21 protein-coding genes are annotated in these 21952 nt (G+C 74.2%); 9 read left to right on the top strand and 12 right to left on the bottom strand.

Annotated elements, in window-relative coordinates:
• The first annotated feature begins 102 nt into the window (after positions 1 to 102).
• On the top strand, positions 103 to 759 hold the full coding sequence (locus tag ABT299_RS43465; protein WP_190866802.1) for a TetR-type transcription factor C-terminal domain-containing protein: 657 nt from the start codon (positions 103 to 105) through the stop codon (positions 757 to 759).
• Here ABT299_RS43465 and paaE read toward each other — a convergent pair.
• From paaE to paaA, 5 genes are read right to left on the bottom strand one after another with little or no spacing between them, the layout of a single operon-like run.
• Positions 747 to 1832 (bottom strand): 1,2-phenylacetyl-CoA epoxidase subunit PaaE, encoded by a 1086-nt coding sequence (gene paaE, locus ABT299_RS43460; protein ID WP_500254357.1) that lies wholly within the window; start codon positions 1830 to 1832, stop codon positions 747 to 749. The genes ABT299_RS43465 and paaE overlap by 13 nt on opposite strands.
• A 1-nt stretch (position 1833) precedes the next feature.
• On the bottom strand, positions 1834 to 2373 hold the full coding sequence (paaD, locus tag ABT299_RS43455; protein ID WP_500254356.1) for a 1,2-phenylacetyl-CoA epoxidase subunit PaaD: 540 nt from the start codon (positions 2371 to 2373) through the stop codon (positions 1834 to 1836).
• Entirely contained in the window at positions 2367 to 3299 is a 933-nt protein-coding gene (gene paaC / locus ABT299_RS43450) for a 1,2-phenylacetyl-CoA epoxidase subunit PaaC (RefSeq protein ID WP_500254355.1), read from the bottom strand. The genes paaD and paaC overlap by 7 nt, the downstream gene beginning before the upstream one ends.
• A gap of 13 nt (positions 3300 to 3312) precedes the next feature.
• Entirely contained in the window at positions 3313 to 3603 is a 291-nt protein-coding gene (paaB, locus tag ABT299_RS43445) for a 1,2-phenylacetyl-CoA epoxidase subunit PaaB (RefSeq protein WP_151543025.1), read from the bottom strand.
• Entirely contained in the window at positions 3593 to 4564 is a 972-nt protein-coding gene (gene paaA, locus ABT299_RS43440) for a 1,2-phenylacetyl-CoA epoxidase subunit PaaA (protein ID WP_190866794.1), read from the bottom strand. The genes paaB and paaA overlap by 11 nt, the downstream gene beginning before the upstream one ends.
• A 204-nt stretch (positions 4565 to 4768) precedes the next feature.
• On the opposite strand from paaA, the gene ABT299_RS43435 reads away from it, so the two are divergent.
• Positions 4769 to 5074 (top strand): EthD family reductase, encoded by a 306-nt coding sequence (locus ABT299_RS43435; RefSeq protein ID WP_190866792.1) that lies wholly within the window; start codon positions 4769 to 4771, stop codon positions 5072 to 5074.
• A 55-nt stretch (positions 5075 to 5129) separates the two neighbouring features.
• Here ABT299_RS43435 and ABT299_RS43430 read toward each other — a convergent pair whose 3' ends face one another.
• Complete coding sequence (locus ABT299_RS43430; RefSeq protein ID WP_190866790.1) at positions 5130 to 5642, bottom strand: Lrp/AsnC family transcriptional regulator; 513 nt, start codon at positions 5640 to 5642, stop codon at positions 5130 to 5132.
• Between the two features lie 120 nt (positions 5643 to 5762).
• Between ABT299_RS43430 and pdhA the strand changes: the two genes are divergently transcribed.
• The 3 genes from pdhA to ABT299_RS43415 are packed head-to-tail and all read left to right on the top strand — an operon-like array spanning position 5763 to position 9548.
• The gene (gene pdhA / locus ABT299_RS43425; protein ID WP_500254354.1) at positions 5763 to 7085 is read left to right on the top strand and encodes a pyruvate dehydrogenase (acetyl-transferring) E1 component subunit alpha; all 1323 of its coding nucleotides are present in this window, start codon (positions 5763 to 5765) and stop codon (positions 7083 to 7085) included.
• A gap of 1 nt (position 7086) precedes the next feature.
• A complete protein-coding gene (locus ABT299_RS43420) occupies positions 7087 to 8175 on the top strand; it encodes an alpha-ketoacid dehydrogenase subunit beta (protein ID WP_500254353.1) in 1089 nt (362 codons plus the stop codon).
• Positions 8172 to 9548 (top strand): dihydrolipoamide acetyltransferase family protein, encoded by a 1377-nt coding sequence (locus ABT299_RS43415; RefSeq protein WP_500254352.1) that lies wholly within the window; start codon positions 8172 to 8174, stop codon positions 9546 to 9548. Before ABT299_RS43420 ends, ABT299_RS43415 begins: the two co-directional genes overlap by 4 nt.
• 30 nt (positions 9549 to 9578) lie before the next feature.
• Here the strand turns inward: ABT299_RS43415 and ABT299_RS43410 are convergent, their stop codons facing one another.
• Together ABT299_RS43410 and ABT299_RS43405 are read right to left on the bottom strand one after the other, a co-directional pair.
• The gene (locus ABT299_RS43410; RefSeq protein WP_500254351.1) at positions 9579 to 10709 is read right to left on the bottom strand and encodes an NAD(P)/FAD-dependent oxidoreductase; all 1131 of its coding nucleotides are present in this window, start codon (positions 10707 to 10709) and stop codon (positions 9579 to 9581) included.
• Between the two features lie 52 nt (positions 10710 to 10761).
• On the bottom strand, positions 10762 to 11622 hold the full coding sequence (locus tag ABT299_RS43405; RefSeq protein WP_500254350.1) for an LLM class F420-dependent oxidoreductase: 861 nt from the start codon (positions 11620 to 11622) through the stop codon (positions 10762 to 10764).
• Positions 11623 to 11837: 215 nt separating this feature from the next.
• On the opposite strand from ABT299_RS43405, the gene ctaD reads away from it, so the two are divergent.
• Positions 11838 to 13526: an aa3-type cytochrome oxidase subunit I gene (ctaD, locus tag ABT299_RS43400; protein ID WP_387019766.1), complete on the top strand. Its 1689-nt coding sequence runs from the start codon at positions 11838 to 11840 to the stop codon at positions 13524 to 13526.
• 89 nt (positions 13527 to 13615) lie between these two features.
• On the opposite strand, the gene ABT299_RS43395 is transcribed toward ctaD, so the two are convergent.
• Positions 13616 to 15118: an MFS transporter gene (locus tag ABT299_RS43395; protein WP_500254349.1), complete on the bottom strand. Its 1503-nt coding sequence runs from the start codon at positions 15116 to 15118 to the stop codon at positions 13616 to 13618.
• A gap of 108 nt (positions 15119 to 15226) precedes the next feature.
• Here ABT299_RS43395 and ABT299_RS43390 point away from each other — a divergent pair, with 108 nt between their 5' ends.
• Together ABT299_RS43390 and ABT299_RS43385 are read left to right on the top strand one after the other, a co-directional pair.
• The gene (locus ABT299_RS43390; RefSeq protein WP_387019761.1) at positions 15227 to 15682 is read left to right on the top strand and encodes a MarR family winged helix-turn-helix transcriptional regulator; all 456 of its coding nucleotides are present in this window, start codon (positions 15227 to 15229) and stop codon (positions 15680 to 15682) included.
• Positions 15683 to 15767: 85 nt separating this feature from the next.
• Entirely contained in the window at positions 15768 to 17171 is a 1404-nt protein-coding gene (locus tag ABT299_RS43385; protein ID WP_500254348.1) for an alpha/beta hydrolase domain-containing protein, read from the top strand.
• A 19-nt stretch (positions 17172 to 17190) separates the two neighbouring features.
• Here the strand turns inward: ABT299_RS43385 and ABT299_RS43380 are convergent, their stop codons facing one another.
• The 3 genes from ABT299_RS43380 to ABT299_RS43370 form a co-directional block, all read right to left on the bottom strand.
• On the bottom strand, positions 17191 to 17859 hold the full coding sequence (locus ABT299_RS43380) for a PaaI family thioesterase (RefSeq protein ID WP_500254347.1): 669 nt from the start codon (positions 17857 to 17859) through the stop codon (positions 17191 to 17193).
• 105 nt (positions 17860 to 17964) lie between these two features.
• A complete protein-coding gene (locus tag ABT299_RS43375; protein ID WP_387019756.1) occupies positions 17965 to 18723 on the bottom strand; it encodes a GntR family transcriptional regulator in 759 nt (252 codons plus the stop codon).
• Positions 18724 to 18875: 152 nt separating this feature from the next.
• On the bottom strand, positions 18876 to 20603 hold the full coding sequence (locus tag ABT299_RS43370; protein WP_500254346.1) for a class I adenylate-forming enzyme family protein: 1728 nt from the start codon (positions 20601 to 20603) through the stop codon (positions 18876 to 18878).
• A gap of 157 nt (positions 20604 to 20760) precedes the next feature.
• Here ABT299_RS43370 and ABT299_RS43365 point away from each other — a divergent pair, with 157 nt between their 5' ends.
• Entirely contained in the window at positions 20761 to 21951 is a 1191-nt protein-coding gene (locus ABT299_RS43365; protein WP_500254345.1) for a cytochrome P450, read from the top strand.
• Position 21952 lies beyond the last annotated feature (1 nt).

Here is a 21952-nt window from a genome sequence, read left to right as displayed (position 1 = left end):
CCCTCGGCGCCATGGTTACGTAGATCACACCGTCCGGCCAGGTGCGCCCCGCCCGGCCCCCGGTCCGGCCGGGCGCCCGTGCCCGCGTGAGATGCTGCGGTCGTGGCGACGACCGGTCCGCAAGCATCCTCTCCGCGCCGCCGGCGCGGCCGTCCCGGCCACGACCAGGCGGCGATCCTGCGCGCCGCCGTGGAGCTGTTCAACCGCAAGGGCTACGACGCCACCAGCATGGGCGACCTGGCCCGCGAGCTCGGGCTCACCAAGCCCGCCATCTACCACCACGTCGCGGGCAAGGAGCAGCTGCTCGGCCAGGCGCTGGACGACGCCCTCGACGAGCTCACCGCCGCCGTCGCGGAGGCGTCCCGCGAGCGGGAGGGGACGACCGCCTACGGCCGCCTGCGCGCGGTGGTGCGGCGCAGCGTCGAGGTCCTCGTCGCGCACCAGCCGTCCGTCACGCTCCTGCTCCGCGTCAGGGGCAACAGCGAGGTCGAGCTGGCCGCGCTGGAGCGGCGCCGGTGGCTCGACGACCGCCTCGCCGAGCTCGTCGCGGACGCCGTCGCCGAGGGGGCACTGCGCGGGGACGTGCCGCCGGCGCTGGTGAGCCGGCTGCTGTTCGGCATGGTGAACTCGCTGGTCGAGTGGTACCGGCCGGGCGGCGCCTACGACACGGCGACCGTCGCCGACGCCATCACCTCCCTGGCCTTCGACGGCCTCGCCCGCCACGAGACCCCGCCGGACCAGGGAGATCAGGCGTCGTAGTCGACGGTGACGGTGTCGCCCGCCGGGAACGACTGGCAGGTCAGGACGAACCCGGCGTCGACCTCGGACGGTTCTAGGGCGTAGTTGCGGCGCATGTCCGCCTCCCCCTCGCGGACGCGGGCGCGGCACGTCCCGCAGACGCCGCCCTTGCAGGCGAACGGCAGGTCCCCGCGGGTCAGCTGGGCGCCCTCCAGGATCGTCGTCTCGCGGGACACCCGCGACGTGGTGCGCAGGCCGTCGAGCACGACGGTCAGCTCGGTCGTGGCACCGGCCACGGCGTCGTCGGCACGCCTGGGCTGCGGCGGAGGAGCGTCGACGTAGAACAGCTCGACGTGCACCGGTGAGGGGACGGCGAGGTCGGCGAGGACCTTCCGCGCGTCCTCGACCATCTGGAGCGGCCCGCAGATCCAGACGTGGTCGAACACCTCCGCGGGCACCAGGCCGGTGAGCAGCCGGGCGAGGCGGTCGCCGTCGAGGCGGCCGGAGAACAGCTCGGCGTCGCGCGGCTCGCGGGACAGCACGTGGACCAGCTGGAACCGCGGCCCGTACCGGTTCTTCAGGTCGCCGAGCTCCTCGGTGAACATCACGGTGCGGCTGGTGCGGTTGCCGTACAGCAGCGACACCTGCGCGCCGGGGTGGGCGAGCACCGTCGAGGCGACCGACAGCATCGGGGTGATGCCGGAGCCGGCGGCGATGCACAGGTGCCGCTCGCCGGTCGCCGGGTCCGCCCGCCAGGAGCCGGTCGGGGTCCGCACCTCGATGCGCGTGCCCGGCGCGACCTCGTTCACCAGCCAGGACGAGAACAGCCCGCCGGGGATCTCCCGGACGCCGATCCGGGGCGCGGCGCCGGCGGGCGCGCAGATCGAGTACGAGCGGCGCTCCTCCCGCCCGTCGACGAAGCGGCGCAGGGTGAGGGACTGGCCGGCCCGGAACGCGTAGGCGTCGCGCAGGCCGTCCGGGACGGCGAAGGTGATCGCGGCGGCGTCCTCGCAGAGGCGGTCCACCGCCGCCACGGTCAGCTCGTGGAACACCGCCGACCGGGCGGGCGCGGCGCCGGGCGCGAGGGTGGTCATGTCAGATCTCCTTGACGTGCTCGAACGGCTCGAGGCAGTCGGTGCAGCGGTACAGGGCCTTGCACGCGGTCGCGCCGAACTCGGAGGTCAGGCGGGTGGACGTGGAGCCGCAGCGCGGGCAGGCGGGGGCGCGGCGGGTCGGCCCGAGCGTGAGCCCGAGCGGCCCGGACGGGCGCCGGACCGGCCCCGGCGGCGACAGGCCCGCCTCCCGCAGCGCGGCCCGCCCGCGCTCGGAGATCCAGTCGCTCGACCACGGCGGGTCCAGCACGATCCGGACCCGCACGCGCGGGAACCCCGCGCCGTTCAGCCGGTGGACGAGGTCGTCGCGCATCGTCGCGAGGGCCGGGCAGCCGGTGTAGGTCGGCGTGATCGAGGCGACGACGGCCTCCGCGCCGTCGGCGTCGCGCTCGACGTCGACGCCGCGCAGGACGCCGAGGTCGGCGAGGGTGAGCATCGGCATCTCCGGGTCGCGCACCTGCCCGGCCGCGTCGAGGGCGCGCTCGCGTGCCGTCGCGCGGGCCACCGCGCGGGCGTTCACCATTGCCCGCTCGGGTGTGCGCGCGCGACCACCTGCATCTCGGCGAGCAGCCGGCCGAACGCCTCGGTGTGCATGCCGTCGCGGCCCGTCCGCCCGCCGACCCCGGCGAGGGGCGGGCGGTCCGGGCGGTCGACGCCGCTGACGGCCAGCACCTGGTCGAGGACCGCGTCGACCTCGTCGCGGACGGCGCTGGGGTCGACGCCCACGCCGGCCTCTGCGAGGGACGCCTCGACCGGGTGCGCGGCGACCAGTTCCGGCTGGAGCGGCCACAGCTCGTCCAGCGCGGCGACGAGCCTGCGGCGCGACTCCTCGGTGCCCTGCGCCAGCGTCAGGAACCAGCGGCCCGCCCAGTCGCGGTGGTAGGTGACCTCCTTGGCGCCCTTGGCCGCCACCGCCGCCAGCACCCGGTCGGCGCTCGCCCGGAGCCGTTCCAGCAGCGCGAGCCGCGCCGCCGAGAACAGCAGCAGCCGGACGACCACGTGCGCGAAGTCGCCGTTGGCCACCTCGGCGAGGCGGACGTTGCGGAACTCCCCCGCCTCGCGGAAGAAGGCGAGCGCGTCCTCGCCCGGCACCGGCGAGCCCTCGGGGAGGGCGGGCACGGCGGCGGGGTCGGCGGCGGCCGCCCGCGACAGCAGCAGCCGCGCCTGGCCGAGCAGGTCGAGGGCGATGTTCGCGAGCGCGATGTCCTCTTCGAGGTCGGGGGCGCGGCTACACCACTCCGCCAGGCGCTGGGACATGATCAGCGCGTCGTCGCCGAGCATCAGGCAGTACGCGGCGAGGTCGGCGCGGTCGACGCCGTCCGGCACGGTGGTGTCGACGCCGGCGAGGGGGTCCTCGAAGCCGGTGCCGAACGCCCACTGCGAGGACTCGCCGCCGGCCAGCCCGTCGAACACGCCGCCGAGGTCGCTGTTCAGAAGGTCGTCGCTCATCGGTGGTCCGCCCTCACATGTGCGGGACGTCGTCGGGGATGTCGTAGAAGGTCGGGTGCCGGTAGACCTTGTCGCCGCTCGGCGCGAACAGCGGGTCCTTCTCGTCCGGGCTGGACGCGGTGATGGCGTCGGCCCGCACGACCCAGATGCTCACGCCCTCGTTGCGGCGCGTGTAGACGTCGCGCGCGTGGCGCAGCGCCATCACGTCGTCGGGGGCGTGCAGCGACCCGACGTGCACGTGGTTGAGGCCGCGCTTGCCGCGCACGAACACCTCGTAGAGCGGCCATTCCCGCCTATCGGTCATTACCGGCCTCCCTCGCGGATCGCTCGGCGAACGCCGTCGCGGCCTCGCGCACCCACGCGCCGTCCTCGTGGGCGGCGCGGCGGTGCGCCAGCCGCTGCGCGTTGCACGGCCCGTTCCCGCCGACGACCTGGGCGAACTCCTCCCAGTCCGGCTCGCCGAAGTCGTAGTGGCCGCGCTCGGCGTTCCAGCGCAGGTCCGGGTCGGGGAGCGTCACCCCGAGCGCCTCGGCCTGCGGGACGGTCATGTCGACGAACTTCTGCCGCAGCTCGTCGTTGGAGTTGCGCTTGACGCCCCACGCCATCGACCGCGCGCTGTTCGGGGACTCGGCGTCCGGCGGGCCGAACATCATCAGCGACGGCCACCAGAACCGGTCGACCGACTCCTGCACCATCGCGCGCTGGGCGTCCGTCCCGCGCATCATCGTCATCAGCAGCTCGTAGCCCTGCCGCTGGTGGAAGGACTCCTCCTTGCAGATCCGGATCATCGCGCGGCCGTACGGCCCGTAGGACGTGCGGCACAGCGGCACCTGGTTGCAGATCGCGGCGCCGTCGACGAGCCAGCCGATCGTGCCGACGTCGGCGTACGACAGCGTCGGGTAATTGAAGATCGAGGAGTACTTCTGCCGGCCCGACAGCAGCATCTCCGTCAGCTCGGCCCGGGACACGCCGAGGGTCTCGCACGCCGAGTACAGGTACAGCCCGTGCCCGGCCTCGTCCTGGACCTTCGCCAGCAGGATCGCCTTGCGGCGCAGAGACGGGGCGCGGCCGATCCAGTTGCCCTCCGGCTGCATCCCGATGATCTCCGAGTGCGCGTGCTGGGCGATCTGGCGGATCAGGGTGCGGCGGTAGCCGTCCGGCATCCAGTCCCGGGGCTCGATCCGGTCGCCCCGCGCGATGGTCGCGTCGAACCGCTCCTGCGCCGCCGCCTCGCGCGGCGCGGGATCCACGGGGGTCGTCGTCATGTCCCCTCCTCACCGGTCGAACGAATTACTTATCGTTCGGTCAGTAATACGGTCGCACGGGCGGCCGCCCGAGCGCAACGGTCCCCCGCGCATCCGCCCCGCGGGCCGGCGCGAAGGCCGGGACCGGCTCCTCCGCGGAGCCGGGCCGCGGGCTACGGTGAGGTGGCCCGGACCCGGCCGGCCGCATCCACCCTGGAGGACCGCATGCACCGCCTCACCGTCCAGTACTTCTCGCCCGCCGACCCCGCGGCGTTCGACGAGCGCTACGAGAGCACGCACGTCCCGCTCGTGCACGCCCTGCCCGGCCTGAAGTCGTTCACCCTGACGCGCCCGCAGGCGCTCGGCGCCGGCGCGCCCTACCTCGTCGCCGAGCTGTGGTTCGAGGACGGCGACGCCCTCGCGGCGGCGCTGGGCAGCCCGGAGATGGCCGCGGCCGCCGAGGACGCGGCGAAGTACGACGTCGCCTCCACGACCATGTTCTCCGGCGAGGTGCGCGAGACCCTCGGCTGATCACGCAGTCCGGCCGCCGCCCCCTCGTCGCGGACGAGGCGGGCGGCGGCCGCGTTCACGCGCCCGGGACGGCCCCCCACGCCGCTCCCCGGCCGCGGGCCTCGTCGAACACCAGCCAGGTGCGGGTGGCGCGGACCCCGGGGATGTCCTGGACGCGCTCCAGCACCACGTGCCGGAGCGCCGCGTTGTCCGGGGCCCTGACGAGGGCGAGCACGTCGTAGTCCCCGCCGACCATCGCGAAGTGCTCGACGTAGGTGATCTCCTTCAGCCGGGCCGACACCGCCCGCCAGGAGTTCTGCTCGATCGTGATCGAGACGTACGCGCTGGTGCCGAGCCCCGCCCGGTGCGGCGCCAGCTCCGCCGTGAAACCGGTGATGACGCCGTCGTCCATCAGGCGGGTGAGGCGCGCGTAGGCGTTGGCGCGGGAGACGTGCACGTTCTCGGCGAGGGCCCGCACCGAGATCCGGCCGTCGCGCAGCAGCTCGGCGATGATCGCCCGGTCCACCGCGTCCAGCCGTCCGGCAGAACGTCCCGGCCAGGCGCCGTCCGCGGCGTCATCGTTCGACATTTGGCCACCCTCACGCCTCATTGAGACCAACTTGTCGCTCATTATCCGGCATGTCTTGAACAGATGGTCGCCGGGACGGACGCTTTGGTCGTCAAGCGTCCAAGGAAAGCGAGGCGCGCCATGCCAGTGCGGAAACCCATGCCGGTGCGCAAGCCCGAGCCCGCGCGGAAAGCCGTGCCCGTCCGGAAGGCCGGTGCCGCGCGGAAAACCGGGGCGGCGCGGAAATCCGAGGCGGCGCGGGAGGCCGGAGCCGTCCGGGAGGCCGGTGCCGTCCGGGAGGCCGGTGCCGTCCGGGAGGCCGGTGCCGTCCGGGAGGCCGGTGCCGTCCGGGAGGCCGTGCGCGATCACCGGCCGGAGGTCGACGGGCTGCTCCCGTCCCCCGCCCCCGTGCGCTTCGTCGCCGAGGACGGCACGGCCGTCGAGCCCCCGGCGGGCCGGACGGCGCCCGCCGACGGCGAGCTGCTGGAGGCGTACCGCCGGATGGTGCTCGGCCGCCGCTTCGACCGGCAGGCGACGGCGCTGACCAGGCAGGGCAGGCTCGCGGTGTACCCGTCGAGCCGCGGCCAGGAGGCGTGCCAGATCGGCGGCGTGCTCGCGCTGCGCGACGGCGACTGGCTCTTCCCCACCTACCGGGACTCGGTGGCGCTGGTCGCCCGCGGCCTCGACCCCGCCGAGGTGCTCACGCTGCTGCAGGGCGGCTGGCACTGCGGGTACGACCCGGCCGCCATGCGCGTCGCGCCGCAGTGCACCCCGCTGGCCACCCAGACCCTCCACGCGGTGGGCATGGCCGAGGCCCTGCGCCGCAAGGGCGAGGACGGCGTCGTGATGGCCTTCGTCGGCGACGGCGGCACCAGCGAGGGCGACTTCCACGAGGCGCTCAACTACGCGGCGGTCCGGCGCGCGCCCGTGGTGTTCTTCGTGCAGAACAACCAGTACGCGATCTCGGTGCCGCTGGCCAAGCAGACCGCCGCGCCCGCGCTCGCCTACAAGGGCGTCGGGTACGGCGTCCGCTCCGAGCAGGTGGACGGCAACGACCTCGTCGCGGTGCTGTCCGTGCTGGCCTCGGCCGTGGAGCACGCGCGCGCAGGCGGTGGCCCGTCGCTGGTGGAGGCGCACACCTACCGCATGGACGCCCACACCAACGCCGACGACGCCACCCGCTACCGGAAGGACGACGAGGTCGCGCGCTGGGAGGCCGCCGACCCCATCGCGCGCCTGGAGACCTACCTGCGCGGCCGGGGCGTGCTCGACGACGAGGGGGTGGCCTCGGCGGACAGGGCCGCCGAGGAGTTCGCCGCCCGGGTCCGCGACGCGCTGAACGCCGACGACGAGACCGCGCCCGCGCCGCTGGAGCTGTTCGAGCACGTGTTCGCCGAGCCCACCCCGCAGCTGCGCGAGCAGCGGGCCCAGCTGGCGTCCGAGCTGGCCGCCCTGGAGGACTGACATGACGGAAACGACGACCCGCAAGACGGGGATGACGATGGCGCAGGCGCTGAACGCCGCGCTGCGGGACGCGCTCCGCGAGGACGAGCGGGTCCTGGTCTTCGGTGAGGACGTCGGCCCGCTGGGCGGCGTCTTCCGCATCACCGACGGACTCACCGCCGAGTTCGGCGAGGACCGGTGCTTCGACACCCCGCTCGCGGAGGCCGGCATCGTCGGGCTCGCCGTCGGCATGGCGATGGGCGGGTTCCGCCCGGTCGTGGAGATGCAGTTCGACGCGTTCGCCTATCCGGCGTTCGAGCAGATCGCCTCGCACGTCGCGAAGATGCGCAACCGCACCCGCGGCCTGCTGCCGCTGCCGATGGTGATCCGGATCCCGTACGCGGGCGGCGTCGGCGGCGTCGAGCACCACAGCGACTCCAGCGAGGCGTACTACGCGCACACCCCCGGCCTGAAGGTGGTCACCCCCGCCACGCCGGACGACGCGTACTGGCTGCTGCGCGACGCCGTCGCCGATCCCGACCCCGTGGTCTTCATGGAGCCGAAGCGGCTGTACTGGTCCTCGGGCGAGGTGTCGCCGGCGGACCGCCGCACGGCCGGGATCGGGCGGGCCGCCGTGCGGCGCGCCGGGACGGACGCGACGCTCGTCGCCTATGGACCCAGCGTCTCCGTGGCCCTGGAGGCGGCCGAGGCTGCGGAACGGGAGGGCCGGTCGCTGGAGGTCGTCGATCTGCGGTCGATCGTGCCGTTCGACGACGAGACCGTCATGGCGTCGGTCCGCAAGACGGGCCGGTGCGTGGTGATCCAGGAGGCGCAGGGGTTCGCGGGCGTCGGCGCGGAGATCGCGGCGCGCGTCCAGGAGCGCTGCTTCCACTCGCTGGCGGCCCCGGTGCTGCGCGTCAGCGGCTTCGACATCCCGTACCCGCCGCCGAAGCTGGAGCGCTCGCACCTGCCGGACGCCGACCGGGTGCTCGACGCGGTGGACCGGCTCCAGTTCGACGACGCGCCCGACACCCGCTACCTCGCGCAGGCGGAGCCGCCGGTGGCGGAGGCCCGCCTCCTGCCGGGCGGCGCCATGCGGGAGGCGTCGTGACGACCGCCGTCGCGGCGCGGGTGTTCCGCCTGCCCGACCTCGGCGAGGGCCTGACGGAGGCCGAGGTCCTGGAGTGGAAGGTCGCGGTCGGCGACACCGTCGAGGTCGACCAGGTCGTGGTGGAGGTGGAGACCGCCAAGGCCGCCGTCGAGGTCCCGGTCCCGTTCGCCGGGACGGTGCTGAGGCTGCACGCGGGGCCGGGCGCCGTCCTCGGCGTCGGCGAGCCGCTCATCGAGGTCGGGGAGGCCGGGGCCGCGGCCGAGGACCCGGCCGCCGCCCGCTACCGCGAGGAGGAGCAGGCGGGCTCGGGCAACGTGCTGATCGGCTACGGCACCGGCGGCGCGTCCGGGACGCGCAGGCGGCGGCGCGGCAGGGCGCGTCCCGCCGCCGCGGCGCCCGCCGGGGAGGTCCGGACGGAGGCCGCCGCGCCGGCGGCGCGGCCGCCGCTCGCGCCGCGCGTGATCTCGCCGCTGGTCCGCAGGATCGCGCGCGAGCACGGCGTGGACATCGCCGCCGTCGTCCCGACCGGCCCGCGCGGCGTCATCCTGCGCCGCGACGTCGAGCAGGCCATCGCCGCCGCGGCCCCCAGGGAGCCGGTGGCCGCAGAGCCGGTGGCGACAGAGCGGGCGGCCACGGAGCGGGCGGCCCCAGAGCGGGCGGCCACGGCGGCGCCCGGACTCGTGGACGAGCGCATCCCGCTGCGCGGCCTGCGCCGGGCGGTGGCCGACAAGCTCACCCGCAGCCGCGCCGAGATCCCCGACGCCACCACCTGGGTGGACGTCGACGCCACCGCCCTGCTCGAGGTGAAGGACGCGCTGCGCCGCACCCGCCCGGACCTCGGCATCGGGGTGCTCGCGCTGCTCGCCCGGATCTGCGTGTCCGGGCTGCGCCGGTTCCCCGAGCTGAACTCCTCGGTCGACACCGGCCGCGCCGAGATCGTCCGGCACGGGCGGGTGAACCTCGGCTTCGCCGCGCAGACCGACCGGGGGCTGGTCGTCCCGGTCGTGAAGGACGCGCACCTGATGACGACCGGGGACCTCGCCGCCGAGCTGGCCCGGCTCACCGGACTCGCCCGCGCCGGGAAGCTGCCGCCCGAGGCGCTGACCGGCGGCACGTTCACGCTCAACAACTACGGGGTGTTCGGCGTGGACGGCTCGACGCCCATCATCAACCATCCCGAGGCGGCGCTGCTCGGCGTCGGCCGGATCGTCGACCGGCCCTGGGTGCACGGCGGCGCCGTCGTCCCGCGCAAGGTCGCGCAGCTGTCCCTCACCTTCGACCACCGGGTCTGCGACGGCGGCGCCGCGGGCGGTTTCCTGCGCTACGTGGCCGACTGCGTGGAGGACCCGGCCGTCCTCATCGCGCACACCTGATCCGTACCGGCCGGGATCGCGGACGCCTCGCTAGCCCCGCGATCCCGGCCGGTACGGCTCCAGCGCCTCGGCGGGACGGCCGTGGACCTCCTGGGCGACCAGTCCCGCGAGGTGCGGGGCGAGCGTGATGCCGCTGTGCGTCACGACCGTGTACAGGCCGGGGAGCTGCGGGCCGACGAGCGGGTAGCCGTCGACGGGCAGCGGCCGCACGCACCGGCGCACTCGGGCGACGTCCGCGCTCAGGCCGGGGATCAGGGCCCGGCCCCGGGCGAGGAGTTCGGCGCCGGCGGCCTCGATCCGCTCCGCCGGGACCGCGTCGTCGATGCCGGCGTCGATGTCGTCGGCTTCGAGGACGAGGCCCCCGTCCTCCGCCGGCCGGGCCGACAGCGCGGGGCCGTGCACGAGCCCGTGGACCGCGCCGGGAGCCGGGGTCGTCGTGGCGACCAGGCAGGGCGCGGCCGAACCGGGCCGTGCCGGGTCGACCAGCGGCAGCGTGATCCCGGCGGTGGCCAGCAGCGCGGGAGCGTGCCGTCCGGCGGCGCAGATCGTGAGGTCGGCGTCCAGGTCCCGGCCGTCGTCGAGGCGCACGCCGGTGACGCGGCCGCCGTCGAGGTTGAGGCGGACCGCGCGGCGCCCGGTGACGATCCGCGCGCCCGCCTCCTCCGCCCGCCCGGCGAGGGCCCGCGCCGCCGGGCCGCCGTGCACGAAGCCCTCGTCGGGGTAGTGCGCGATGAGCGCGTCGCCCGGCACGCTTACGGAAGGTTCCAGCTCGCGCAGCCGGCCGGGGCCGATCAGGCGGGCGGCGTAGCCGAGACTTGCCAGGTCGTCGACGCGCGCGGCCAGCCGCGCCTTGGCGTCCTCGGACGCCGCCCACGCGGTGTTGCCCGCCGGCCGGTACCAGGACGGCCCGCCGAACCCGGCGGCCAGGTCGCGCCAGGCGCGCAGCGCGGCCGTCCGGAACCGGTGGTACGCGGGGTCGGCGGGATCGTTGGCGTTGAGCCACGCGTAGCTGGTGCCGGACGTCCCCGCGCCGGGCCGCAGCTCCTCGACGACCGTGACCGCGTCGCCCGCGTGCGCGCCCCGCCCGCCGTCCGCCGGGCGGGCGAGCCGGTCGGCCAGCGCGGCCCCGACGATCCCCGCGCCGATCACGAGTATCCGCATCACTCCAGCCTGACAGCCCGCCCGCCCGGCGCCAAGGACGGACCGGACCGCGCTAGCGCAGCGCGGGGGCCAGGCGCCGCCACTCCTCGCGCGGGAACGCGTTGCCGTCCGCCGTGAGCACCTGCACGCAGACGTGGTCGGCGCCGGCCGCGCGGTGCTCGTCGACCCGGCGCCGGACCGCCTCCTCGTCGCCCCAGGCGATCACGGCGTCGAACAGCCGGTCGCTCACCGTGTCGACGTCCTCCTGCGTGAACCCGATCCGCAGCAGGTTGCCCGCGTAGTTCGGCAGGCCGAGGTAGGAGCGCAGCCAGTCCGTCCCGATCTCGCGCGCCTCGTCCCGCGTCGAGCAGAGGATCACCGTCTGCTCCGGGAGCACGAGCGGGCCGTCGCCCACGGCCTCGCGGGCGATCCGGGTGTGCTCGGGCGGGACGAGGTACGGGTGGGCGCCCCGGGCCCTCTTCGCCGCCGTCTCCAGCATGCGGGGCCCGAGCGCGGCGAGCACCCGGCTGTCCCGGGGGACGGGCCGCTCGGCCGCGTCGAGGCCGTCGAGGAAGGCGGACATCGCCGCGAGCGGCCGGCGGTACCGGCCGGGCTCCGCGGAGTCCACCAGCGGGGCGTGGCTGACGCCGATGCCCATCAGGAAGCGGTCGCCGTGCTCGGCCGACAGCGACGCGAACGAGGCGGCGGCGTCCTCGGGCGCGTGCATCCACAGGTTCAGGATGCCGGTCGCGACGACCGCGCGGCGGGTCGCCCCGAGGAGGTTCCCGACGGCGTCGAACACCGGTCCCCCGATGTCGGGGACCCACATCGCGCTGTACCCCAGCTCCTCCAGCTCGGCGGCGACCTCCGCCGCCTCGGCGGCGTCCCCGTAGCGCAGCTGCTGGCTCCACACACCGACACCGGACAGATCCACGGCGCCCTCCCTCCCGGTCGTGCCGCACGGTCGGGCGGGGCCGCCCGCCGTCCGGCCGGTCGTCCTTGATCTTCAAGGAGAGCGTATCGGGGCACGCGGCGGACGGTGGCCGGACGCGGCCGCGGCATGACGATGATCAGGGCGCGAGGGGCGTTTGACGTGGGCTTTCTCCGGCTAGTGCCCGGTGTAGGCAGGCCAGCGGGAGGGGGACCCGGATGACGGCGGTCGAGGAGGCGGCCGACACCAGCGCCGAGGAGGCGCTGGAACGGCACAGCCTCGGGACGAGGATCGGGAACGTCCTGGCGACGACCGACCACAAGACGGTGGGCTACCTGTACCTGTCGACGTCGTTCGCGATGTTCCTGATCGCCGGGCTGATGGCGATGCTGATGCGGGCGGAGCTGCTGCGGCCGGGCCTGCAGGTGATGGACGCCCTGCAGTACAACGAGCTCTTCACGATGCACGGCACGATCATGCTGCTGCTGTTCGCGACGCCGCTGTTCCTCGGGTTCGCCAACGTGATCATGCCGCTGCAGATCGGCGCGCCGGACGTGGCGTTCCCGCGGCTGAACGCGCTGACCTACTACTTCTTCCTGTTCGGCGCGATCATCGTGCTGGCGGGCTTCCTGATGCCGGGCGGCGCGGCCGACTACGGGTGGTTCGCCTACTCGCCGCTGACCTCGCCGACGTTCTCGCCCGGCCTGGGGAAGGACATGTGGGCCATGGGGCTGATCCTGTCGGGCGTCGGGACGACCCTGACGGGGGTCAACCTGATCACCACCGTCATCACGATGCGGGCCCCCGGCATGCTGATGTTCCGGATGCCGATCTTCACCTGGAACATCCTGCTGACCAGCCTGATGGTCATCATCGCGTTCCCGGTGCTCGCCGCCGCGCTGTTCGCGCTGGAGGCCGACCGCAAGCTCGGCGCGCACGTCTACGACGGCGCGAACGGGGGCGCGCTGCTGTGGCAGCACCTGTTCTGGTTCTTCGGCCATCCCGAGGTGTACATCGTGGCGCTGCCGTTCTTCGGCATCGTCACCGAGATCATCCCGGTGTTCGCCCGCAAGCCGATCTTCGGCTACCTCGGCATGGTCGCCGCCACCATCAGCATCACCGGGCTGTCGATGACCGTCTGGGCGCACCACATGTTCGCCACCGGGCAGGTGCTGCTGCCGTTCTTCTCGATCACCTCGTTCATGATCGCGGTACCGACCGGCATCAAGTTCTTCAACTGGGTCGGCACGATGTGGAAGGGCGAGATCTCCCTGCGGACGCCGATGCTGTGGGCGATCGGGTTCCTGGTGACGTTCCTGTTCGGCGGCCTCACCGGGGTGATCCTGGCGTCGCCGGCCATGGACTTCCACCTCACCGACTCGTTCTTCGTCGTCGCCCACATGCACTACGTGCTGTTCGGCACCGTGGTGTTCGCGATGTTCGGCGGGTTCTACTTCTGGTGGCCGAAGATGACCGGCAAGATGCTCGACGAGACCTGGGGCAAGATCCATTTCTGGACGCTGTTCGTCGGCTTCCACACCACCTTCCTCGTCCAGCACTGGCTCGGCGCCGAAGGCATGCCGCGCCGCTACGCCGACTACCCGAAGCAGTTCGCGACGCTGAACCTCGTCTCGTCGATCGGCGCGTTCATCCTCGGCGCGTCCACCTTCGCGTTCCTGTGGAACATCTACCGGACGCACCGGCGCGGCGAACCCGTCGGCGTGGACGATCCGTGGGGCTTCGGCAATTCGCTGGAGTGGGCGACCTCGTGCCCGCCGCCCCGCCACAACTTCGTGGCGATGCCGCGGATCCGCTCGATGCGGCCGGCGTTCGACCTGCGCTACCCGCCCCTGGAGCCGCCGGAGGAGGCGGAGATCGCCACGCCCCCGCCGTCCGGGCGCTCGTAGCGGCCCCGGCGGCGCGCCCGAGACGGAACGGCCTCGGGGCGGGCGCGACGATGCGCGCCCGCCCCGAGGCGTTCCCGTGGAGGGGCCGGTCAGGCCACCGGCTCGGTGGACGGCTCGGCGTGCGCGGCGTCCTTGGCGGCGGCGGCCGCGCGGCGGCCCGGGATCGTCATGGCGATCAGCGCGGCGAGGACCGCGACGCCGCAGCCGATCGCGAGGCCGGTGCGGAAGCCGTTCTCCGAGGGCAGCGCGTGCCCGCCGAGGCTGATCGTCATCTGCGACAGCACGGCCCCGACGACGGCGGCGGACACCGACGTGCCGATCGAGCGCATCAGCGTGTTGAAGCTGTTCGCCGAGCCGGTCTCCGACCGCGGCACCGCGCTCATGATGAGCGCGGGCATCGCGCCGTAGGCCAGCCCGACGCCGCCGCCGCAGATCGCGGTGAAGATCATCAGGCCCCAGGCGTGCCCCAGCAGGACCTGCGACGACCCGTACCCGGCGGCGACCACCAGGGCCCCGCAGATCAGGGTGACCTTGGGGCCGCGGGCGGCCGACAGCCGCGCGCCGAGCGGGGACACCGCCATCATCACCAGGCCGGACGGGACCATCCACAGTCCCGCGGCCACCATCGACTGGCCGAGCCCGTACCCGGTCCGCTCGGGCAGCTGGAGGAGCTGCGGCGCGATCAGCGACTGGGCGTACATGGAGAAGCCGACCACGACCGACGCGGCGTTGGTGAGCAGCACCTGCGGCCGCGCCGTCACGCGCAGGTCGACGAGCGGGTCGCGGCTGCGCAGCTCCCACCAGCCCCAGGCGAGCAGGACGACCACGGCGGCGGCGAAGAGGCCGACGGTGGTGCCGCTCGCCCAGCCCCAGTCGGCGCCCTTGGACACGGCCAGCAGGAGGCACACCAGCCCGGCGCCGAGCCCGACCGCGCCGGGGGCGTCGAAGCGGCCCTCGGCCTGCGCGGGCACGGCGGGCACGAGCAGCCAGATCAGCACGGCGACGAGGACGCTCAGCGCGGCCGCCCCCCAGAACAGCACGCGCCAGTTGGTGTTCTCGGCGACCAGCGCGGCGATCGGCAGCCCGAACGCGCCGCCGATGCCCATCGAGGAGCTCATCAGCGCGATGGACGAGCCGAGCCGCTCGGGCGGCAGCAGGTCGCGCAGCGCGCTGATGCCGAGCGGGATCATGCCCATGCCGAGGCCCTGCATCCCGCGGCCGATGATCATCGGCCAGAGCGAGCTCGACAGCGCGCAGAGCACCGAGCCGGCGATCAGCGGCACCATGCAGGCCAGCATCAGCCTGCGCTTGCCGTACAGGTCGCCGAGCCGGCCGATCATCGGCATCGCGACCGCGGAGGCCAGCAGGGTGCCGGTGATCACCCAGGTCGCGTTGGACGCCGTCGTGTGCAGCAGCTTCGGCAGATCGGCGATCAGCGGCACCACCAGCGTCTGCATGAACGCGGCGACGATGCCCGCGACGGCCAGCACCGCGACGATGCCGTTCGGGCGGACGGCGGGACCGGAGTCGTCCACGTGGGTCTCCTCTTCGGGGAACGGATCGGCTTCGGGGAACGGATCAGCCGTATGCACGATACATACGATGTGGTGGATGCACAAAGTGTGTATCGCGCATATCCGCTGTGATAAGCAGGAGACGCACCCGGAGGGCTGATCCCGGGGGCACGGATCGGAGGCACCATGGACGAACCGACGCACCGGGTCGAGTACGAGACCATGCTGCTCGGGCGGCACAGCCTGGAGTTCGCGGGCGGCTCCGCCCGCGCGGCCGGGCACCTGGAGCGCAGCGCCTACATCCTGCTCAGCCGCATCCGGGTCGAGGGGCCGATGTCGATCCGCCAGCTCAGCGAGGCGTTCGGCCTGGACCAGTCCACGCTGAACCGGCAGACCTCCGCCATGGTGCGCTCCGGGCTGGCCGAGCGCATCCCCGACCCCGAGGGCGGCATCGCCCGCAAGTTCCGCATCACCGCCGAGGGCGAGCGCCGGCTGGAGGAGGAGCGCGCCCGGATCGTCGCGAGCCTGGACAAGATCATGGCCGACTGGCCACCGGAGGACGTGCGGACCTTCGCCGACTGCCTCAAGCGGTTCAACACCGACATCGAGCGGCTGAGCGGACGTCCCTGGCCCCGCCCCTGACGCTCCCCGCCCTTGCCCCTCTCCCGTCCCTGACGCCCCCCGGCCGCCGCCCGCGCCTCCCGGGGCGAGAAAGGACACCGAAGGAATGGACGTCCGGCTCGTGGACGGCCCCCCGTCCCTGATCTCCACGTTCTTCGACCTCGGCGAGCACGGGTACACGACGGCGGAGTTCTTCGCCTCCGGCGAGGCCACCGCCTACGAGCCCGCCGGCGCGACCGGCGACGACGGCGTGTGGCCCGTCCGTCCGGGCCGCCGCGCGCCCTTCACGACGCGCCTGGTCGTGCACCGCCCGGCCGATCCGGCGGCGTTCGGCGGGACGGTCGTCGTCGAATGGCTCAACGTCTCGTCCGGCGCGGACGCCCCGGCGTGCTGGCTGACGACGCACCGGCAGCTCGTCCGGGACGGCGCCGCCTGGATCGGCGTCTCCGCGCAGCGGGACTCCATCGACGGCGAGTCGCTGTTCTCGCGCCTGAGCGCCGCGGAGGGCGACTTCTCCTCCATCACGCTTCCGCCGCTGAAGAGGACCGACCCGGAGCGGTACGCGCCCCTCGACCATCCGGGCAACGCGTTCTCGTTCGACGTCTTCGCGCAGGCGGGACGGCTCGCGCGGGAGGAGGGCGGCCTGCTCGGGCCGCTCCGCGCGTCCCGCGTGCTCGCCGCGGGCCAGTCGCAGTCGGCCGCGCATCTCGTCACGTTCGTCAACGCGGTCGCGCCCGTCGCGGGCGGTTACGACGGCTACCTGATCCACGGCCGCGCGGGAGGCCCGGCGCTCTTGGACGGGGCCCGCTGGGAGACGCGCGCGGGGCGGGTCCGGATCCGCACCGACGCCGACGCGCCCGTCATCACGGTGCAGAGCGAGACGGACGTGGCGGGGCTGCTGCGGTCGGCGGGATCGCGGCAGCCGGACGGCGAGCGGTTCCGGCTCTGGGAGGTCGCGGGCGCCGCGCACGCCGACACCTACACGATCGACGCCGCGTTCCGCGACTCCGGGCGGCGCCGCCCGGACGAGCTCGCGGCGATGATGGCGCCGCGCTCCGCACCGCTCGGCGCCGCGTTCCCGCTGCCGATCAACTCCGGCCCGCAGCAGCACTACGTCGCGCAGGCGGCGATCGCCGCGCTGGACCGCTGGGTGAGCACGGGCGCTCCCCCGCCGTCCGCCGGCCGCCTCGAACTGGAGCCGGGCGAACCGGTGCGGCTGAGGACGGACGGGCACGGCATCGCGGCCGGCGGCGTGCGGACGCCGTGGGTGGACGTCCCCGTCACGGTGCTCTCCGGCCTCGGCCAGGAGGCGGCGCCGGGCGCCGCGCTGCTGTTCGGCTCGACGCGCCCGTTCGACGGCGCGACGCTCCGGCGGCTGTACCCGCGCGGCGCCGGCGACTACCTGCCCGCGTTCCGGGCGGCGGCGGAGCGGGCCGTCGCGGCGGGGTTCCTGCTCGCCGCCGACCTGGACGAGATCGTCGCGGTCGCCGCCGCGTCCTTCCCGTCCTGACCCCGGCCGCGCCGCCGCGTCACTCCATCTGGGCGGCCATGCGGGCGATGGTCTCGCGGTCCAGGTGGACGAAGTCGCCCGTCGCCTCGACCGTCACCCGGCCGCGCTGCAGGAGCCGCCCGACCGTCCGCACCCGCCTGCCCTCGCGCGCCTCGACCTCGCCCTCGAACAGGCACGGCTCGCCGAGCAGGGTCGGGCGCCGGTAGACGATCTCCAGCCGGGCCGTCGGGCCGGTGGCCCCCGCGATGAAGTTCGCCGCCGCGCACAGGATGTCGAACGCGCCCGCGATCACCGCGCCGTGCACGCAGCCGGGCGGCCCCTCGTACGGGCGGGTGAACGTGCCGCGCAGCAGCGCCTTCGGCGGCTCGAACGCCACCTCCAGCGGGAGCGCCATCGGGTTGTGCCGGCCGATGACGACGTCGTAGGACAGGCGCCCGGCGAAGTCGGTGCGGCCGTCGTCGGCGAGGTGCAGCAGCGTCTTCGGCAGCGGCGGGTCCGGGACGTGCCGCTCCAGGGCGTCCGCGACGGACTCCAGCTCGCGCGCCGCCGCCAGCGTCGCGTCCGCGGGCGCGGTCGTCGCCGTGGCGGCCGCGATGAGGCGCCGGACGGCGGCCATGAGCGCCGCGGACTCGTCTTCGCGGCCCTCAAGCGCGGGATGCGGGGATTCGGGCGTGTTCGTCACAGGCACCTCGACCATCGTCGCTCAGGCCGCCGGGCGGGCGGCCGGGCCGCGCCCGGCGCGGGCCGGCCCTCCCGGCGGGAGGCGCCGGGACGTTCTCGGGCAGGGACGTTCTCAGGGCGAGGCGGGCGCCGCGCCGTCGTCCGGCCGGTCGAACATGCCCCGGCCGCGGAACAGCCGGACGACCAGGTCGCCCTGGGCGCGCAGCATCTCGACGTACTCCCGCTCCGCGGCCTGCGCGTCGGCCTTCTTCATCGCGCGGACGATCGCGGCGGTGCCGCGCTTCTCCGCGGCCGGCACGCCGGGCACCAGCTCGAAGACGTTGCCGGGGACGATGCCGGTCATCTGCTTGAGCATGTTGCGCAGCCGGGGCGACTGCGCGGCCTCCACGACGAGACCGTGGAAGCGCGCCGTGAGGTCCTGCAGGACCTCGGCGTCGCCGGACGCGGCGATCTCCTTCTGCAGCGGCGCGAGCCGCTCGCCCAGCTCGGCGCCCTGCCGCTCCACCGCGCGCCGGGCCCCGAAGCCGTAGAACAGCCCGTACAGCTCGTAGTGGTCGCGGACCGACGGCTCGTCGAGCGCGTTCACGAACGCCCCGCGGTGGGCGATGATCGTGATCCAGCCCTCCCGCTCCAGCGCGATCAGCGCCTCGCGGACGGGGATCCGCGACACCCCGAGCGCGCGGGCGACCGCGTCCTGCGGGACCCGCTGGCCCTGCCGCAGCACGCCGTCGAAGATCAGCCGGCGCAGGTAGAGCCGGACCTGCTCGCCGCTCGTCAGCCGGGACAGGTTCTGGCCCGGCAGCACGTCGGCCCCGTCCGTCATGCCGGCGCCCCGCAGCTCGGGTTCCTGGCTCCGCGGGATCGTCCTCACCCCTAGGTCCGGTGGGCGGTCCGACACCGCCCGGCACGCAACGCAAAGCTAGCAGCGCGCACTCCCCGCGTCCGGCGGCCAGCGGGTCCGGCGCGTCCGCCGGGGCCGCGCACCCCCGCGCCCGGCGCGCAAAGAATATATTGTAGCCGTTATCAGATCGCATGGTCGCGCACGGGGGCCGGCGCCTCTTCCAGGAGCCGCTTCATGACCTTGCCGGTCTCGTTGTAGGGCAGCGCGTCGCGGAACTCCACGTGCGCGGGCACCTTGAAGGGCGCGAGCGCCGCTGCCACCCAGTCCCGCACCTCCCGCTCGGTGAGGCGGGCTCCCTCCCGGGGGACGACGACGGCCTTGACCTCCTGGCCGAGGACGGTGTGCGGGACGCCGATCACGCAGGCGTCGGCGATGCCGGGGTGCTCGACGAGCCGGTACTCGATCTCGATCGGGTAGACGTTCTCGCCGCCCCGGATGATGAGGTCGCGCATCCGGCTCTCCAGGTAGAGCACACCGTCCACGATCCGGCCGAAGTCGCTGGAGCGGTACCAGCGGTCCGGCGTGAGCGCCTCCGCCGTCGCCTCCTCGTCGCCCCAGTAGCCGAGGAACACGCCCGCGCCGCCGATGTGGACGCGCCCGACCTCGCCCTCGGGCAGCGGGTTCCCGTCCTCGTCGCGGACCTGCACGCGGATGGTGGGGGCGGCGGCGCCGACCGAGGCGGGGTGCCCGTCCAGCTCCCTGCCGTTGAGGAAGGTGCCGGTCCCGGTCGTCTCGGTCGTCCCGTAGCCGTTGGTGATGCCGACGCCGGGCAGCTTCTCCTCGAACAGCCGCACCAGCTCGGGCGCGAAGGTGGCGCCGCCGCTGCCGACCGTCGTGACCCGCGAGGTGTCGTACTCGGCGAACCGCGGATGGGTCAGCATCTGCCAGAAGTGGGTCGGGACGCCGGTCCACTGCGTCAGCCCGTGGTCGTGGGTGAGCTTCAGCGCGGCCTCCGCGTCCCAGCGGCCGGGCGGCGGGAGCACGAGCTTGAGCCCGAACAGCGGCGCGTTCGCCAGCGCGAGGCAGGCGCCGGAGACGTGGAACAGCGGGTTGGCGAACACCGAGGCGCGCTGGACGCCGTCCGGCACCTGCCTCCGGCCGGGCGGGCCGGTGAGGGCGGCGACGGCGCCGCCGAGCCCGCCGAACAGCCCGAAGTGCACGAAGTTGCGGTGCGACATGGTCGCGCCCTTCGGGCGTCCGGTCGTCCCGCTGGTGAACATGATCGCCGCGGGGTCGTCCTCGCGGATCCCGGCGTCGGGAAGCGCGGCCGGCGGGGCGTCCAGCGCGAGTGCGGCGGCGTGCAGCTCGTCGAGGGACGCGACCGGAACGCCGTCGGCGGCGGCGCGGGTCTCGGTGAGGCGCACCAGCGGCTTCCCCGCGCCGAACAGCACGGACGGCCCGGCGAGGCCGATGCCGTGGTCGAGCTCGCCCGGCGTCCACCAGCCGTTCAGCCCGACCATGATCGCGCCGAGCGACAGCGTCCCCCACCACAGCAGGATGTGCTCCAGCCCGTTCGGCGCCGCCACCGCCACCCGGTCGCCCTTGCCGATCCCGTACCGGGCCGACAGCACCCGGGCGTACGCGGCGGCCAGCCGGTGCGCCTCGGCGAACGTCACGGCGCGGTCCGGCGCGCCGGCGAAGGCCAGGTAGGTCAGGCCGGGGGTGCCGGACGCGGCGCCGGCGAGCATGGCGGGGACGTGCGGCGCCCGCTGGGCGAACACCTCGGCCGGGACGCCGAGCACGTCCTCGACGCGGCGCTCGAACATCGCGCCGGGCCCGCACAGCAGCTCGCGCATGCCGTCGTCGAGCAGCTCGTCGCCGCGCCACGCCAGGGTGAGGGGGGTGGGCATCGATCACTTCCCGTCGGGCCGCCGGGTCGAGTCACCTCTTGTATATAACATCAAGTCTACGAAAGGATGAGACGGCAGTCTCATTTCGATCCGTCGGGCGCGAACCGCACACGCCGGGCCGGGCCGACCGGCCCCCGCTACTGGTGGAGATGGCACGATGCACGAGTCGATCAACCTGGTCAGCGGCGAGTTCTGGGGCCGCGACCCGCACGAGGAACTGCGCTGGATCCGCGAGAACGAGCCGGTGTACCGGGACGAGAACGGCGGCGTCTGGGGGATCTCCAAGCACGCCGACGTCAAGGCGGTGTCCCGGAACCCGGAGGCGTTCTCCAGCGCGCACGGCATCCGGCCCGACAACGCCGCGATGCCGATGATGATCGACATGGACGACCCGGAGCACAAGCTGCGCCGCAAGCTGGTCAGCGCGGGCTTCACCCCGCGCCGGGTCGCCGCGCAGGAGGACTACCTGCGCCGCATCTGCGACGAGATCCTCGACGGCGTCTGCGAGCGGGGCGAGTGCGACTTCGTCCACGACATCGCCGCCCAGCTCCCGCTGATCGTGATCGGCGACGCGCTCGGCTTCGCCCCCGAGGACCGGCAGAAGCTGCTGGAATGGTCGGACGACATGCTCCGCGCCCTGACCGGCGGCGACGACCTGGAGCTGATGGTCAAGGCCGGCGAGGCGTTCAACGGGTTCAACGAGTACGCCACCCGGGCCGTCGAGCTGCGCCGCGCCGAACCGCGCGACGACCTGCTCAGCATCCTGGTGCACGCCGAGATCGACGGCGACCACCTCGACCACGACTCGCTGCTCCAGGAGTCGCTGCTGATCCTCATCGGCGGCGACGAGACCACCCGGCACGTCATCTCCGGCGGCATGTACCAGCTGTGCCTCCACCCCGGCCAGCGCCGCACGCTCATCGACGACCCCGGGAAGATCCCGACGGCGGTCGAGGAGATGCTGCGCTGGGTCTCCCCCATCAAGAACATGAACCGGACCGCGACCCGCGACGTCGAGCTCGGCGGGCGGACGATCCGCGAGGGCGACAAGGTCCTGCTGCTGTACCCGTCGGCCAACCGGGACGCGGACGTGTTCGACGACCCGTTCCGCTTCGACGTGGAGCGCACCCCCAACGACCACATCGCGTTCGGCAACGGCCCGCACTTCTGCCTCGGCAACAGCCTCGCCCGGCTGGAGCTGAAGGTGATGTTCGAGCGGCTGCTGGCCCGGCTGCCCGACATCGAGCCGATCGAGGACGGCGAGCCCGCCCACCGGGCCGCGAACTTCGTCTCCGGCTACGAGTCGTTCAAGGTCAGGTTCACCCCGTCCGCGCCGCTGGGCGCCTGAC

It is taken from the genome of Spirillospora sp. NPDC000708 (genome assembly GCF_040299565.1).
Taxonomy (GTDB): Bacteria; Actinomycetota; Actinomycetes; order Streptosporangiales; family Streptosporangiaceae; genus Spirillospora.
This window is presented reverse-complemented; position numbering and strand designations above follow the sequence as displayed.

What these genes read in the sequence shown, in the direction of transcription:
- paaB (WP_151543025.1), bottom strand. Translation starts at nt 3,603, where the DNA reads ATGACCGATAGGCGGGAATGGCCGCTCTACGAGGTGTTCGTGCGCGGC.
- ABT299_RS43365 (WP_500254345.1), top strand. Translation starts at nt 20,761, where the DNA reads ATGCACGAGTCGATCAACCTGGTCAGCGGCGAGTTCTGGGGCCGCGAC.
- ABT299_RS43435 (WP_190866792.1), top strand. Translation starts at nt 4,769, where the DNA reads ATGCACCGCCTCACCGTCCAGTACTTCTCGCCCGCCGACCCCGCGGCG.
- paaE (WP_500254357.1), bottom strand. Translation starts at nt 1,832, where the DNA reads ATGACCACCCTCGCGCCCGGCGCCGCGCCCGCCCGGTCGGCGGTGTTC.
- paaA (WP_190866794.1), bottom strand. Translation starts at nt 4,564, where the DNA reads ATGACGACGACCCCCGTGGATCCCGCGCCGCGCGAGGCGGCGGCGCAG.
- ABT299_RS43430 (WP_190866790.1), bottom strand. Translation starts at nt 5,642, where the DNA reads ATGTCGAACGATGACGCCGCGGACGGCGCCTGGCCGGGACGTTCTGCC.
- pdhA (WP_500254354.1), top strand. Translation starts at nt 5,763, where the DNA reads ATGCCAGTGCGGAAACCCATGCCGGTGCGCAAGCCCGAGCCCGCGCGG.
- ctaD (WP_387019766.1), top strand. Translation starts at nt 11,838, where the DNA reads ATGACGGCGGTCGAGGAGGCGGCCGACACCAGCGCCGAGGAGGCGCTG.
- paaC (WP_500254355.1), bottom strand. Translation starts at nt 3,299, where the DNA reads ATGAGCGACGACCTTCTGAACAGCGACCTCGGCGGCGTGTTCGACGGG.
- ABT299_RS43390 (WP_387019761.1), top strand. Translation starts at nt 15,227, where the DNA reads ATGGACGAACCGACGCACCGGGTCGAGTACGAGACCATGCTGCTCGGG.
- ABT299_RS43420 (WP_500254353.1), top strand. Translation starts at nt 7,087, where the DNA reads ATGACGGAAACGACGACCCGCAAGACGGGGATGACGATGGCGCAGGCG.
- ABT299_RS43410 (WP_500254351.1), bottom strand. Translation starts at nt 10,709, where the DNA reads ATGCGGATACTCGTGATCGGCGCGGGGATCGTCGGGGCCGCGCTGGCC.
- ABT299_RS43385 (WP_500254348.1), top strand. Translation starts at nt 15,768, where the DNA reads ATGGACGTCCGGCTCGTGGACGGCCCCCCGTCCCTGATCTCCACGTTC.
- ABT299_RS43370 (WP_500254346.1), bottom strand. Translation starts at nt 20,603, where the DNA reads ATGCCCACCCCCCTCACCCTGGCGTGGCGCGGCGACGAGCTGCTCGAC.
- paaD (WP_500254356.1), bottom strand. Translation starts at nt 2,373, where the DNA reads ATGGTGAACGCCCGCGCGGTGGCCCGCGCGACGGCACGCGAGCGCGCC.